We start from the raw sequence: 14204 nt of genomic DNA, 5'->3' as shown, positions 1-14204 counted from the left end.
CCGCACCCCTCCGTCCCGGATCCCTCCATGCCTCTCTCTATCGGCGAAATCCTCGACACCGTCCAGATGACGGAGGCCGACGCCTTCGACATCCGGACGGTCACGCTCGGTGTGAGCTTGCGGGGGTGCGCCAGCCGCGACCCCGAGTCGACGCGGCGGAACGTGTACGACCGCGTGACGCGGGCGGCGGCGGAGCACGTGGCCGCGGCCGAAGCCGTCGAGAAGCGGTACGGCGTGCGGATCGCCAACAAGCGCGTCTCGATCACGCCGGCGGCGCTCGCGGCGGAGAGCTTCGACGCCGCCGACTTCGTCCGGCTGGCCGAGACGCTGGACCGGGCCGCCGGCGAAGTCGGCGTCGACTACCTCGCCGGGTTCAGCGCGCTCGTCGAGAAGGGGGCCACGCCCGGCGACGCGGCGCTCATCGAGGCCCTGCCCGAGGCGCTCGCGACGACGGCCCGCGTGTGCGGGTCGGTCGCCTGCGGGAGCACGCACGCCGGCATCAACGCCGACGCCGTGCTCCAGGTGGCCCGGGCCATCAAGGGGATGGCCGCGCGGACGGCCGACCGCGACTCGGTCGCGTGCGCCAAGTTCGTCGCCTTCTGCAACGCCGTCGGCGACAACCCGTTCGTGGCCGGCGCCTTTCACGGGCCGAGCGAGCCGGGGCTCGCGCTCAACGTCGGCATCTCGGGCCCAGGCGTCGTGCTCCGCGCCGTCGAGGCGCTGGGGCCGAACGCCGACTTCGGGGCGGTCACGGACGCCGTCAAGACGGCCGCGTTCAAGATCACCCGGGCCGGTGAGCTCATCGGCCGCCGCGTGGCCGAGGCGTTGCGCGAGCGGTCGGGGCAAGCCGTCCCGTTCGGCGTCGTCGACATCTCGCTGGCACCGACGCCGGCCGAGCGCGACTCCGTGGGCGACGTGCTCCGGGCGTTCGGACTCGCGGAGGTCGGTGCTCCTGGGACGACAGCGGCGCTGGCGATGCTCAACGAGGCCGTCAAGCGGGGCGGACTCATGGCGGCCCGTCACGTCGGCGGACTCAGCGGCGCGTTCATGCCGGTGAGCGAGGACCAAGCCATGATCGAGGCGGCGGCGGCGGGCGCGCTCACGCTCGAGAAGCTGGAGGCCATGAGCGCGATCTGCTCGGTCGGCCTCGACATGGTCGCCATCCCCGGCGACACCTCCGCCGAGACGATCGCGGGCATCCTGTTCGACGAGTTCGCCATCGGCATGATCAACGACAAGACGACGGCCGTCCGGCTGCTCCCCGTCGCCGGCAAGGGCGTCGGCGAGTGGGCCGACTACGGCGGGCTCCTGGGCCGGGCGCCGGTGATGCCGGTGTCCCAGGTCTCGAACGTCGTCTTCGCCCGGCGCGGCGGTCGCATCCCGGCCCCCATCCGCAGCTTGACCAACTGACGCCATGCCCAACCACCTCGTCTCGCCCGGCAATCCGTGGCCGATGGCCGTCGGCGCGGTGTGTTTCGCGCTGATCGGCGTGCTGTCGCTGGTCGACGGCAACGTCTTGGGCGGCGCGGCGGCGCTCGTCTACGCGGCGACGGCGGGCGTCGCCGTGTGGAAGCGTCCGACGAGCGACGACGTGCTGTACCTCCCACTGCTCGCGCTCCAGCTCGCGGCCATCGTCGCGTTCACCGTCTCGGTGTTCCTCGACTGAGCGGGCGGCCCGCGAGAGGCCGCCGAGGACCCGCCCGCGCTCGCCGCGTCACCACCGGAACCGCTCGCTGCCCGACGGAGGACGCCAACTCGCGCCCGGCTCGAACGCCTCCCACGCCAGCCGGCTGACGGCCCGGATCAGCGCGAAGCCCGCGTTGTCGGGCTTGTAGCTCGTGTCGCCCTGGTCCTTCGTCACCACCATCAGGAGGTACGGCCCGGACGGGGCGTGGACGTAGGCGACCTCGCTTCGCGACCGGCTCACGGCGCCCTGCTTGGTGGCCGCCTGGACGCTCGGCGGCAGCGCCGAGACGGCCTCGTCGTCCCAGTGCGTCCGGGTCAGCAACCGGTGCATCTCGAGATCGGCCGCAGGCGAGACGGCCTGGCCGTCGACGATCCGGCGGACCAGCTCGGCCATCTCGCGGGGCGTCGTCTGGCCCCAGCCGTAGCGCTCCCAGTCCGGCCGGCGGCCGGCGGTCCGGCTGTTGACGCGCGTGTGCTCGAAGCCGTGCGCCGCCAACCACGTGTTGACGGCCTCGCCGGTGACGATCCCCTGGAGCCACAGGCTCGCCGTGTTGTCCGACGCCGAGAGCATCTGCTCGACGGCGCTGTGGACGAAGACGGTCGACGAGTCGCGGAGCTGGGCGAACAGCTCGCCCTCGTCCTCGTCGTAGCGGAGCGAGTCCCGGAACGTGAGCCGCGTGTCGAGCGCCAGCGCGCCGGCCTCGATCCGCTCGAACACGCCGACCAGGATCGGCACCTTGACCAGGCTGGCGGTCGGGAACACCTCGTCGGGACGAATCGCGGCTTGGCGGCCCGTCGGCAGGTGGCGGAGGTACACGCCGACGACGCCATCGAACCCGTCGGCGAGCGCGTCGAGGTCGGCCTGCAGCGCGGCGTCGGGTCGGGGCGCGGGCCACGGCGGTCCGCTCGCGGCAGTCGGCGCGGTGACCGAAGGTCCGCTCGCACACCCGGCGACGAGCACGGCCAGCAGGGCGAGAGCGGGAGCGAGGCGCGGCATCGGGCGTAGGCGAGGGACGTCCCCCAACCTAGCCCGCCGTGTCCGAGGTCGAAGTCGACTTTTCCTGCCCGTACTGCTTCGCGCCCATCAGCATGCTCTTGGACCCGAGCGTGCCGGCCCAGACCTACGTCGAGGACTGCGAGGTGTGCTGCCACCCCATCGAGGTCGCCTACCAAGCCGACGGCGACGCGATCACGGCCTTCGAGGTCGAGCGGCTGGCGGAGTAAGGTGGGGAATCGGGAGTCAGGAATCAGCGGTCGGTGCGAGACGGGCTCCGAAGGGTCTCCGTGCACGACGCCGGGCCCGACCGCACACTGTCCCTCTCCCAGAGAGAGGGGACGTCGCCGGGGAGAGGCACAGCTCGTCCCGAAATCCCGTACGGGACGGATTGCGAAAACGTCGCCGTCGCAGACCCCTGATTCCTCCTCCCTGATGCCCGTTTCCTGTTTCCTCAGCGCGGCAGCGTGACCACGAACGTGGCCCCCTCGCCCGCGCGGCTGAACACCTGGAGCGTGCCGCCGTGGCCCTCCGTCACGATGTCGTAGGCCAGCGACAGGCCCAGCCCGGTGCCCGTCCCGGCCGGCTTCGTGGTGAAGAACGGCTCGAACACGCGCGGGCAGTGGGCCGCCGCGATCCCCACCCCGTTGTCGTCGACGCGGACCTCGACGACGTCGTCCAGCGCGACCGTGGTCAGGCGGACCGTCGGGACGAACCCGGCGTCGGGCGCCCGCTGCTCGACGGCCCACCGGGCGTTCTCCAGCAGGTTGACGACCACGCGCTGGAGCGAGCCCTCGGCGACCTCGACCGGGGCGAGGTCGCCGTACGTCCGCTCGACGCGGACGTCGGAGCCGGCGAGCGTTGTCGAGACGGCCCGCTCGATGAGCTCGTGGAGGTCGGCCGGCCGGCGCTCGCCGCCGACGTCGCGGACGTGGCCCATCAGGCTCCGCACGATCCCATCCGCCCGGCGGGCGTGGTCGCGGACGCGCCGGGCGTTGTCGACGATCGCTTCGAGGTCGTCGCGGACGGCGTCGGTGTCGGGCGGCGCGGCGCCCGCTTCGGCCTGGCGGAGCGTGTCGAGCAGGTCCGTGCCCAGTTCGGCGTTGAGCTCGGCGAAGTTGGCGACGAAGTTGAGCGGGTTCTGGATCTCGTGGGCGAGCCCGGCCGAGAGCCGCCCGAGCGACGCCAGCTTCTCGGCCTGGACCAGCCGGCCCTGGGCCGTCCGCAGCTCGTGGACCGTCTGGGAGAGCGCCTCGTTGGCCGCGCCCAGCTCCTCCGTCCGCACCCGCGCCAGCTCCGCTTCCTGCCGCGCCCGCTCGGCCTCGGCGCGGACCTCGACGGTCTGGATCCGGCTCCGGGCCTCGGCCGAGAGCAGCGCCTCGCGCAGGTCGTGGAACGCGCGCAGGTGGCCGAGCGCCGTGGCCGGGTCGCCGTCGGCCTCGCAGGCGTCGGCGAGCGCGGCGTGGGCCTCGGCCTCGCGCGGCTCGGCGCCGGCCGCCTGGGCGATGGCCAGGCCCTCTTCGAGCGCCGGCCGGGCGTCGGCGGGCCGGCCCATCGCCGTCAGCGTCCGGCCAATGGCGACGAGCGTCGTGGCCTGGGCCTGCCGGTTGCCGACCTCGGTCCGCAGGCGGAGCGCGTCGCGGTAGAACGCGAGCGCGGCCTCGTCGTCGCCGTCGAGGTGGGCGAGCAGGCCGAGGTCATGGAGCGCCCGCGCCTCGGTGAGCGCCGCGCCCTGCTCGCGCGCCAGCCGGAGCGACGCTTCGTGGTGGGCCCGGGCCTCGGCGTAGCGGCCCAGGTCGCGGAGCGCCCCCCCGAGCGCCGTGTGAGCGCGGGCCTGGCCGCCGCCGTGGTCGAGGTCGGCGAACAGGCGGAGCGCGGCCTCGCCGTGTTCGAGCGCGCGGCCGGGCTGGTCGAGCTCGACGTACGTGTTCCCCATCGTCGCGCGGACCCACGCCTCGCGCTCGACGTCGCCGAGCGCCCGGGCCACGCGGAGGTTCTCGAGCGCGAGGTCGAGCGCCTGGTCGTAGTGCCCCAGGCTGACGTGGACCGACGCGAGGGCGCCCAGCGCGAGCGACCGGCCGGCCAGGTCGCCGAGCGGCTCTATTGCCGCGAGCGCGTGCGTGAGCAGGCCGAGCGCGGTCTCGTGCTCGGAGAGGAGGTAGCGGGCGAACCCCTGGTACGTCTGGGCGAACGCCTGGGCCAGCGGGTCGTCGCCGGCCAGGGACCGGGCTTCGGTCGCCAGCGCGAGCGCGCGCTCGGGCCGGTCCGGGACGTGCGTCATGGCCTCCGACAGGAGCGCCGCCACGGGCCCCGGCGGGAGCTCGCCGACGGCGAACTCGTCGCGGGCGGGCGGGGCGGTGATGGGCTCGGCCTCAGGCATGGCCGAGTCTACGCGCGACACCGCGCGCGGAGCCCGTCGTCGACTCTTACATGGTTTACGACCATTTCGACTAACGCAGCGGAGACGAGCTGAATCGACTGCTCACAGCAAGGGCGTATGGCCGTGCGCCAATATGAATCGATTTGAAGCAAATGAATATCATCTCATATGAAACGAAACCATTCGTTATTAACACGTACTCGCTCTACCACTTCCGTTTCCACCTCCACTCCCAACCTGAGCTCTTTCAGCTTGTCCGCCAGCAGGTCGCCGTCAATCAGATCGATTGGTGGGGCGCCGTCTCGCGTTGCCTCGCGCACAGCGTCTCGGGTGAAGTGACCCGTCGTGATAAAGAGGCCCTTATCAGCTCGGCCGACCATTGCGCCGCGGAAATCCCTGATATGAGGTGATGTGACCGAACCCTGATACCTCTTGCATTGGAAAACAACGTGGAAGCTCAGAAGGCCGCCGATCCGGAGAATTCCTTTCCCATCCACTCCGCCGTCTCCACTCCGACCAGTTACCTCTACCTGGACGAAGCCCGACTCGCGAAGAAGGCGTTTGGTCAAACGTTCGAACCCGTCGGGCGAGAGTTCCTGAGTTAGCACACGGTGGAGAAGCGCGCGCCACGTCTTGGCCTCCTCGGGGGCGTCCTCGGACGCCTCCTCTGGCTCCTCCGCCTCGCGCTCCTCGCGCTCACGCCGTGACAACTCTCGGACAAAGCGCACGACTTCGTCCGAATCGACTTGTTCGACATCTCTCTTTTCAGGCCTGATGACCCAGATACCCCGATTTGAGTTGTCGAGCACGCCGTACTTCTTCAAATAGGTCCGGGCCCATGCGAGGCGGTATTCAACCTCGGTCTGGTTGCTCTTCTCAGGGTTGTGCAGAATCTCCAGAACATCATCGGGTAGGTCAAGATGACCAGCGGCCGTCTCGTTGATCTCACTGATTGATCCCGATCCGCCGAGGTCACGAAGAGCCGCAAGCAATGGGTTCATCATCTCACTGTACCGGGGGACTCTCTGCTTTGTCATTCGGAGCTAGACAATGGGTGAGTGTTCAGAGCTACTTCTTGAAACGCTGGATGAGCGACGCGATCTGGTCGTCCGGCAACGGCAGCGCGGACGACGACGGGGTCGGCGTCGAGGCGCTGGGCGTCGGCGCGTCCACCGATGGGTTGCCGGCCCGGGCCACCAGCCGCGCCTCGATCTCGTCCATCCACGACCCGTCGCCGGACGGTACAGCCGGCCTCGGTGACGGTAGAGCCGCCGCGCCAGCTCGGCCCGTCCCCCGTTCCCCGTCCTCCGTCCCCTCAAGCGCCCGGCCCGCGTCGTCGTTGAGCGGGGCCGTCTCGAAGGCGACCCGCTTGAGGTTGACCAAGTGCATCGGCGTCACGTTGTCGCTCGTGATCGACCCGCCGACCGTGCCGGGGCCCAGCGTCATCGACGGGAACAGCGCCGTCGTCATGCCGACCGAGCCCAGCGCGGCGACCGTGTTCACGACGATCCGCATCGACGGCTTCTTGAGCGCGAACTGCTCGATCACGCGGTCGGCCGTCGCGTGGAGCGCCAGCGTGTGGCCGATCCCGCCGAACTCCAGCACCTCGATGCACCGCTCGCACCCGGCCTCCCACCCGTCGGCGACGTAGAAGCTGAGGATGGGCGACAACGTCTCCATCGACAGCGGCTCGCTGGGCCCGACCTCCGAGACCTCGGCGATGAGCGCCCGGGCGGAGTCGGGCACGGAGAACCCGGCCATCTCGGCGATCCGCCGGGGGCTCTGGCCCACGAGGTCCGTGTTGAACCGGCCGCCGGGCTTGATGATCGCCCGGAGCTTGCGCGTCTCCTCGTCCGAGCAGACGTGGCCGCCGCGCTCGCGCAAGGCGTCGAGGAGCCGGGCCCGGATGGGGCTGTCGGCGACGGCGGACCGCTCGGTCGAGCACAGCGTGCCCCAGTCGAACGAGGTCCCGGTCAGGATGTCGGCCGCCGCCTTGTCCACATTCGCGCTCCGGTCGACGTAGGCCGGCACGTTGCCGGACCCGACGCCGTAGGCCGGCTTCCCCTTCGAGTAGGCCGCGCGGACCATCGCCCCGCCGCCCGTCGCCAGGATGACGTCGGTGAGCGGGTCCTCGAGGAGCGCGTCGGTGCCGGCGAGGGTGACGCCGCCGTCGCCCGCGCCCAAGCAGGCGACCAGGCCCTCGGGCGCGCCGGCCGCGACGGCGGCTTGGGCCACGACGCGCGTCGCCTCGACGGTGCAGCGGACGGCCCGGGGGTGCGGGCTCATCACGATCCCGCACCGGGCCTTGACCGCGATGATCGCCTTGTAGAGCGCCGTCGCCGTCGGGTTCGTCGAGGGGACGAGCGCGGCCACGACGCCCATCGGCGTGGCGACGGTCCAGACGGCCCCGTCGTCGCTCGTGGCGATGACGCCGGCCGTCTTCATGCCCTCCATCCGCGCGGCGAGCGTCCGGGTCGCGAACAGGTTCTTCTGCTCTTTGCTCTCGGGCTTGCCGAAGCCGGTCTCGTCGTGGGCGAGTTGCCCGAGCCGCCGAGCCTCGCCAGCGCCGGCCTCGACCATGGCAGCCACGACGCGGTCGACGGTCTCTTGGTCGGCCGTCTTGAACCGCTTGTAGGCGGCGTGCGCCGCGCGGACGGCGTCGCGGGCGTCCTGGATGGAGAGGAGGTCGGCGTCCATGGGCGTGCGGGCGGGCGGTCCGGGAAGGTAGCCCGGGCGAGGGGCCACCCACCGGCGGGCGGGCCCGTCGCAGGGCTATCGCGACTTCGCCCACCATGTCATCGTGAGAAGCCGTTTGGCGAGCGGGAACCGTCCCCTCTCCACCCCGAGGGGTGGAGAGGGCGAGGGTGAGGGGGGCGGCCGAGACGGAGCGGGAGGCCGGTCGAAACGGCGCCGGCCCCTCACCGGGCCTCTCCCGTGGGGAGAGGGGACCCCATAGGGGACGACGGTGCCTCACCAAACATCTTCTGAGCCCGCGAACGATCTCACCTCGGGCTCCGAGGCCTGCCGCGCCGGCCCCGATGGCCTCCACCGCTGGCGTTGAGATCCTTCACTCCGTTCAGGATGACGAGATCGGGGGAGTATGCGATAGCCCTGGGGCCCGTCGTCGGCTCCCCGCTCGTCCTCGACGCGGGAGTCGCACGGGGCGTCTCCGCCGCGTTACGGGACCTCCCGGATCGGATACGACTCGTTCCCACCGGTGGCCTCGCAACCGGACGGAACCGCCCCCCTCCCCGGTCCGAGGGGGGTGGCACACCGTTTGCCGACCCTCGGGCGCGACTCTCCCCCGACCATGACCGACGTCTCGCCCTCCCCCTCCGGCTTGGCCGCCGTCGACCGCCAGTGGGGCGGTCTGGCGTCCGGCCGTGCGTATCTCCTGGTCGGCCGCGCAGGTGCCGGCCGGTCGGCGCTCGCGCTCCAGACCGTCCGGGCCGCCGTCGAGGCCCGCACGCGCTGCCTCGTGATCTCGCCCCGCCCGCCCGACGAGCTGGTCGAGGTCGGGCACGACGTCGGGCTCGACCTCGCGGCGGCGCACACGGGCGGCTACCTCCGCTTGCTCCGAATCCCCCAAGCGGCCGAGCTCGCGGCGCGGGGGTCGGAGGGCCTGGCCAAGTCGTACCGCGACCTGGCGGCGCTGGTCGCGTCGGACGGTCCGGGCCGCGTCGTCATCGAGGACTTTACGCCGCTCGTCCAGTTCGACACGTTCGAGCGGTTCCACGACGCCTTCGGCGGCCTGGTCCGCGCGCTCCGGGCGCAGGGCACGACGCTGGTGATCGGCCTGGGCGACCCGGCCAACGACGCCTCGCGCCGCCTGCTCCGCGTGGTCGAGGGGCTGGTCGACGGGACCATCCGTCTCGGCGCCGGGGGCGACCTCGTGCTTGGCACGCCGGACGAGGCCGGCTACCCGTCTGGCGACGGCTCGCCGGTCGAGGCCGCCCCCCTTCCCGGGCTGGCTCCGCCCGCGCCGGCCCCGCCCTCCGCGGCGCCCCCGGCCTCTCCCCGGCCGCCCGAGACGTCGATCCCGTCGCCTGAGCCTCCCTCGGACGGGCTCCCGACGACGTCCACTCCCCCCTCTGCGCCGGCGCGCGACACGCCCCCGGAGCCCACCCGTTCGCAGGGGGTGGCCGGCCCTCCGGCCACCGAGGTGATCGCCCCGCCCCCGCCCGACCCGGCGCTCCTCGCCCCTCCGGCGGACGCCCTCGAGCACGACCCCGCAGACGCGCTCGTCTCCCAGGGCTACCTCGCCGACTCGCGCGGCGACGGAGCGGCCGACCCGACCCCGGCGACCGTCCCCGTGGCCGCGCCCCTGCCGGCCTTCACCCCGCTCGCGGCGACGGCGCCCGATCCCAACGCCGCGTTCCGAGCGGCGCTCGACGCCGCGTTCGCGGACCGCGCGTCGGGCACGCCGTTCGTCGCGGTCGCCCTGCGGATGGACCCGTCGGCGCCCGAGGCGGCCCAGTTCGACGCCGTCGCGGCCGGCCTCGGTGCCGCCCTCCGCCCCGCCGACCGGCTCCTGGTCGACGCGGCCCGGAAGCGGGCGGCCGTCGTGCTCCCGTCGTCGGGGCCGGACGCGGCCCAGGCGCTGTTCGCCGGCCTCCAGGCCCACCTCCGCGCCGACCTCGGCCCCGACGCCGACCGCGTGCTCCAGTCGGTCGCGGCCGTGACCGTCCCGGACGGCCAGCCGTTCCAGACCTCGGCCGAGCTGCTCCGCCACACCGTCGAGAGGTAAGCCGGCCGCTGCGCGGACGGCTCCGCCCTAGCGGAAAGGTTTTCCGCGGCCCAGCGTCGCCACCAGGTCGTCGACGCCGACGGGGCCGTGGCGGTACAGGAACGGCTCGCCGAAGTCGGCCCCGATGCGGTAGCCGTAGGCGCGGGCCCGGGCCTCGACCCAGGCCAGGAAGCCCGGGTTCGAGATGTAGGTCTCCGGCCCGTCGTCGTCGCCGTCGGGCTGGTGGAACTGGCTCTTGAACGCGAGCAGCGCCTCCATCCGCCGCTCCCACACGCTCGTCACGTCGACGACGAACGTCGGCTCGAAGTCGAGGGCCTGCATGTAGTGCAACACGTGGTGGGGGCGCCACGGCTCTTGCGCCGTCCCGTCGTCCTCGACCGTCTCGACCTTGGCGAGCCCGCTGTAGAACAGGGCGTCGACGGCCAACCGCGTCGCGTCGCCGTGGTCGGGGTGGCGGACGCGCTCGGCGGTGACGAGCGCGATGTGGGGCCGGTGCCGGCGGACGGCCCGGATCACGGCGAGCTGGTTGGCCTTCGTGTTCTGGATGTCGCCGTCCGGGATCCCGAGGTTCTCGCGCGCCTCGAGCCCCAGGATCTCGGCCGCCGCTGCGGCCTCCTCCATCCGGCCCTCGGGCGTCCCCCGCGTGCCGAGCTCGCCGCGCGTGAAGTCGACGACGCCGGTCCGGTAGCCCTGGTCCGCCAGCAAGCACATCGTCCCGCCGGCGCAGAGCTCGACGTCGTCGGGGTGGGCGGCGAGGGCGAGAACGTCGAGGGACATGGGACGGGTGGACGGGTGGACGGGTGGACGGGTGGAATCTCCGGCCGTCGGCGTCCGACCGCCAGCATCCGTAGAGAGAGCCCTTTGTAGGGACACGATTCATCGTGTCCGCCGGCGACATCGCACTCGGCAGGGACACGACGAGTCGTGTCCGTACGGGACGCTCGCGAGCGGGCTTCGGCTCTGCCTGTTCCCCGTTCCCGCGCTTGCGGGGAGCGGAGCGAGCCTACTGCCGCTCGAACGTCAGCGTGCCGACGACGGTGCCGGCCAGCGGGCCGTAGCCGGTCGCGGCGACGGGCACGCGCTCGGCCCGAGGTGCGTTCGCCGCCGTGTACGTCGTGCCGTCGTCCGTGCCGGCGTCGTAGACGACGAGGTCGACGGTGACGCGCTCGGCCCAGCCGTCGCCCTCGCGCAGGTCGAGCCCGTCGACGCCGACGAACCAGTCGGGGCTGGGGGCCAGCATGGTCACGACGGTCGCGAGCGGGCGGAGCGACGTGACGACCAACTCCGCCGTCGCCATGCCGGGCGAGACGCCGACGATGCCGCCCTCGACGAACGTGGCCGTCGACGTGCCCAGGGCCTCGACCTCGGTGCGGAGCGTGGACGTCGAGCCCGTCTCGGCCATCGACCGGACGCCGTCCGAGGCCGTCTCGCCGACCGACCACAGGCTCACGTCCGGCCCGTGCGTGGCGCCGACGAGCGGCGAAAAGTGCGCGCTGGCGGGGAAGTCGTCCGGGTGCGTCGTGGCGCTCCACGTCGCGTCGAACGTGACGACGTAGGTGGCCGGGGCCCGCACCGGCTCGGGCTCGACCGGCGGGTCTATCTCGGAGAATGCGTCGCAGCCGGCGAGGACGAGGGCGAGGAGCAGCAGGCGACTCGCGAGCGGGATCTTCGACATGGCGTAGGGTGGGGGCACCGGAGGGAGACGCGCGAGCGACCTGATCTCGTACCCCGCCGCTGCGTCCGACGTCGGACGCGGACGCGCGGGCGTCACTCCGGCTCGACCTCAGCTACGAGTTCGGCACGGAACGAGGCGGCTCGGTCATTCCGGCCCCATGCATCGTAGAGGCTCACGAGCCGCTCACGAGCTTTCCGCAGGTACCCAGGGTTTATAGCGGGCTGCGCGCGGAGGGCGTCGTAGCTGCTCTGAAGGACTGACTCGGCCTCCTCGAAGCGGGACTCCGCGACCAGCATCTCCCCGTACTGCCCCTGGTTTATTGCGACCATGTCGTGGCCGGCCGGCAGCGCGTCGCGCAATGTGCCGAGGCAGTCTCGGAACAACGGATCGGCCCGGCCCGGGTCGCCGCGACGAAAGAGCACGTCCGCAAGCTGGCAGGTGCTCATGGCGGTGTACGGGTGGTCGATCCCCAGGCTGCTGCTGAACGTGGCGACCGCGCGCCGGAACAGGGGCTCGGCTCCGCTGAAGTCACCTCGCTTCTGGAGCGTCGACGCGAGTTGGTGGAGTGTGAAGCCTCGGTTACGGTGGCCGTCGGGGAGCACGCGGTCCTCGATGGCGAGGGCTTCCCGGAAGGTCGCCTCGGCCCGGTCGAGGTCGCCCTTCCGCACCAACATGCCGCCGAGCTGGGTGAGGGTGAACGCGGTCTCGTAGTGGTCGTCGCCAAGGCGGAGGCGCTTGATCCGGAGCGCCTCCGTAAGTGCGGAGTCGGCGGCTGGGAAGTCGCCAGCGGTGTCGAGGAGGACGCCCAGGTTGGCGAGGCCGGAGGCCACCGACGGGTGCTCGGGGCCGTAGACGGCCCGGTCGTTGGCGAGAGACTCCCGGTAATACCGCTCGGCTTCCTCGTAGTCGCCCACGTCGAACAGGTTGGTGGCGAGGTCGTTCAGCGTCGTACCGAGGTCGGCGTGGGGCTCGTCGTAGATCTGCCGCTGGATGCGGAGCGCGGTCCGGTACATTGCCCCGGCTTGATCGTAGTCGCCACTCCGGTTCAAGGCCGTTCCCAGTTCGTTGTACGTCGTGGCGAGGTCTGGGTGGAGCGCCGGGAGGAGGCGAGCACGGATGCCGAGCGCCTCTTTGAGAGTAGTCACGGCTCGGTCGTACTCACCGGCGTCGCTGTGAAGCACGCCGAGGTTGGTCAGGGTCTCGGCGATGCCGAGCGAGTCGCCCTCGGACTGGCGGAGCGTGAGCGCGCGGCGGAGGAGCGTGTCGGCCCGGCCGTACTCGCTGAGGCGCGTGTGGACGCGGCCGAGCACGTCGAACATCTGCGCTTGAAGGGCTGGCTGGCCCGCTAGCTGCTCGGCCTCCTCCACGCCCCGAGCGAGGAGCGCACGGACGTCCTGTTCCCCACCGTCCGGCGCGAACGGGTCGCTCGCCTCGAAGAGACCGACGAGGTACTCGCTCACCTGCTCGGCCTTGTCCGCCTCGGCGAGCGCCGCGTCCCGAGCCGCCGCCAGCCGGACCGTGTCGAACGCCACGAGCGCGACGACGGCGGTGAGGGCGGCCGCCGCGACGGCCACGGGCGCCCGGTTCCGCCGCACGAACTTGCCGGCACGGTAGCGCGCCGAGTCGGGCCGGGCCTCGATGGGCTCGCCCGCCAGGAAGTGGTCGAGGTCGCGGACGAGCGCCTCGGCCGAGGCGTAGCGCCGGGCCGGATCCTTCTGCATCGCCGTCAGGCACACGACGTCGAGGTCGGCCCAATCCCGTTTGCCGAGTCGCCGGCCGGCCGGGGCGCGTGTCGAGGGCGGGTCCGGCGCCTCGGCCAGGATCTGGGCCTCGGCCTCGCCCGGCGACCGGCCCGTCAAGTCGTACGGGCGCTGCTCGGCCAGCAACTCGTAGAGCAGGACGCCGAGGGCGTACACGTCGGTGTAGACGCCGACCGGCTCGCCGCGGAGCTGCTCCGGCGCCGCGTACGCCGGAGTCATCAGCGCGGCCGTCGCCGTCCGGTCCGGGTCGACGTCGAGCGACGTGGCGATCCCGAAGTCCAGGAGCTTCACGCGCGGCCGGCCCCGGTCGGACTCCTCGACCAACACGTTCGAGGGCTTGAGGTCGCGGTGGACGATGGCCTGGCGGTGGGCGTAGCCGACGGCCTCGCAGACGGCCCGGAACAGCCGGAGCCGGTCCGGCACGGAGAGCTGGCGGCGGGCGGCGTAGTCCGTGATCGGCTCGCCCTCGACGACCTCCATCACGAAGTAGGGCGTCCCGTCCGTGAGCACGCCGGCGTCGTAGAGCCGGGCGATGTCGGGGTGGCGGAGGCCGGCCAGGATCCGCTCCTCGCGCAGGAACCTGTCGCGCCGCGACGGCGACAGGGCCGCGTCGCGCAAGACCTTCACGGCCACGCGCCGGCCCAGCTCCTCGTGCTCGGCGAGGTAGACGACGCCCATCCCGCCCTCGCCGAGCACGGGCCCCAGCCGGTACGGCCCGATCTGGCGCGGCGCGGCGTCGGGCGCCCCGAGCACCCCGCCGGCCACCTCGCCCACATCGAGGTCGAGCGGTGAGTCGGTGCCGCCGTCGGCCTCGATCAGGGCCTCGACCTCGGCCACAAGCGCCGGGTCGTCACAGGCCGACTCGAGGAAGGCTCGTCGCTCGGCGGGGGGCCGGTCGAGTGCGCGGTGAAACAAGTCCTGGACCGTCTGCCAACGGGTCGCGTCCATATCGTCGGGGGTGG

General features: G+C 72.4%; 11 protein-coding genes. 4 read left to right on the top strand and 7 right to left on the bottom strand.

The features are described from left to right. Positions 1–27: 27 nt before the first annotated feature. Positions 28–1410, top strand: coding sequence for a PFL family protein (locus ACOOHE_RS04445; RefSeq protein WP_420456594.1), 1383 nt, complete (start codon positions 28–30; stop codon positions 1408–1410). A 4-nt stretch (positions 1411–1414) separates the two neighbouring features. Next, on the top strand, positions 1415–1666 hold the full coding sequence (locus tag ACOOHE_RS04440; RefSeq protein ID WP_420456593.1) for a hypothetical protein: 252 nt from the start codon (positions 1415–1417) through the stop codon (positions 1664–1666). A 48-nt stretch (positions 1667–1714) separates the two neighbouring features. Here ACOOHE_RS04440 and ACOOHE_RS04435 read toward each other — a convergent pair whose 3' ends face one another. Continuing rightward, positions 1715–2683 (bottom strand): serine hydrolase, encoded by a 969-nt coding sequence (locus tag ACOOHE_RS04435; RefSeq protein WP_420456592.1) that lies wholly within the window; start codon positions 2681–2683, stop codon positions 1715–1717. 92 nt (positions 2684–2775) lie between these two features. Between ACOOHE_RS04435 and ACOOHE_RS04430 the strand changes: the two genes are divergently transcribed. Continuing rightward, a complete protein-coding gene (locus ACOOHE_RS04430) occupies positions 2776–2910 on the top strand; it encodes a CPXCG motif-containing cysteine-rich protein (protein ID WP_420457598.1) in 135 nt (44 codons plus the stop codon). 224 nt (positions 2911–3134) lie between these two features. Here ACOOHE_RS04430 and ACOOHE_RS04425 read toward each other — a convergent pair whose 3' ends face one another. The 3 genes from ACOOHE_RS04425 to ACOOHE_RS04415 all read right to left on the bottom strand — a co-directional run bounded on the left by ACOOHE_RS04425 (position 3135) and on the right by ACOOHE_RS04415 (position 7757). Further along, positions 3135–5060 (bottom strand): tetratricopeptide repeat protein, encoded by a 1926-nt coding sequence (locus ACOOHE_RS04425; RefSeq protein ID WP_420456591.1) that lies wholly within the window; start codon positions 5058–5060, stop codon positions 3135–3137. Positions 5061–5224: 164 nt separating this feature from the next. Continuing rightward, complete coding sequence (locus tag ACOOHE_RS04420) at positions 5225–6097, bottom strand: restriction endonuclease (protein WP_420456590.1); 873 nt, start codon at positions 6095–6097, stop codon at positions 5225–5227. Positions 6098–6128: 31 nt separating this feature from the next. Then, entirely contained in the window at positions 6129–7757 is a 1629-nt protein-coding gene (locus ACOOHE_RS04415; protein WP_420456589.1) for an aldehyde dehydrogenase family protein, read from the bottom strand. Between the two features lie 613 nt (positions 7758–8370). Between ACOOHE_RS04415 and ACOOHE_RS04410 the strand changes: the two genes are divergently transcribed. Next, entirely contained in the window at positions 8371–9807 is a 1437-nt protein-coding gene (locus ACOOHE_RS04410; RefSeq protein ID WP_420456588.1) for an ATPase domain-containing protein, read from the top strand. A 27-nt stretch (positions 9808–9834) separates the two neighbouring features. Here ACOOHE_RS04410 and bshB1 read toward each other — a convergent pair whose 3' ends face one another. The 3 genes from bshB1 to ACOOHE_RS04395 form a co-directional block, all read right to left on the bottom strand. Continuing rightward, on the bottom strand, positions 9835–10584 hold the full coding sequence (gene bshB1, locus ACOOHE_RS04405) for a bacillithiol biosynthesis deacetylase BshB1 (RefSeq protein WP_420456587.1): 750 nt from the start codon (positions 10582–10584) through the stop codon (positions 9835–9837). A gap of 226 nt (positions 10585–10810) precedes the next feature. Beyond that, positions 10811–11482 (bottom strand): spondin domain-containing protein, encoded by a 672-nt coding sequence (locus ACOOHE_RS04400; RefSeq protein WP_420456586.1) that lies wholly within the window; start codon positions 11480–11482, stop codon positions 10811–10813. A gap of 92 nt (positions 11483–11574) precedes the next feature. Next, entirely contained in the window at positions 11575–14190 is a 2616-nt protein-coding gene (locus ACOOHE_RS04395) for a tetratricopeptide repeat protein (protein WP_420456585.1), read from the bottom strand. Positions 14191–14204: the final 14 nt, after the last annotated feature.

Origin of the sequence: Rubrivirga sp. (assembly GCF_965213695.1) — a bacterium.
In the GTDB taxonomy this organism is placed as follows: Bacteria; Bacteroidota; Rhodothermia; order Rhodothermales; family Rubricoccaceae; genus Rubrivirga.
The sequence above is the reverse complement of the archived record's forward strand: the minus strand, read 5'-3'. Positions and strand labels throughout refer to the sequence as shown.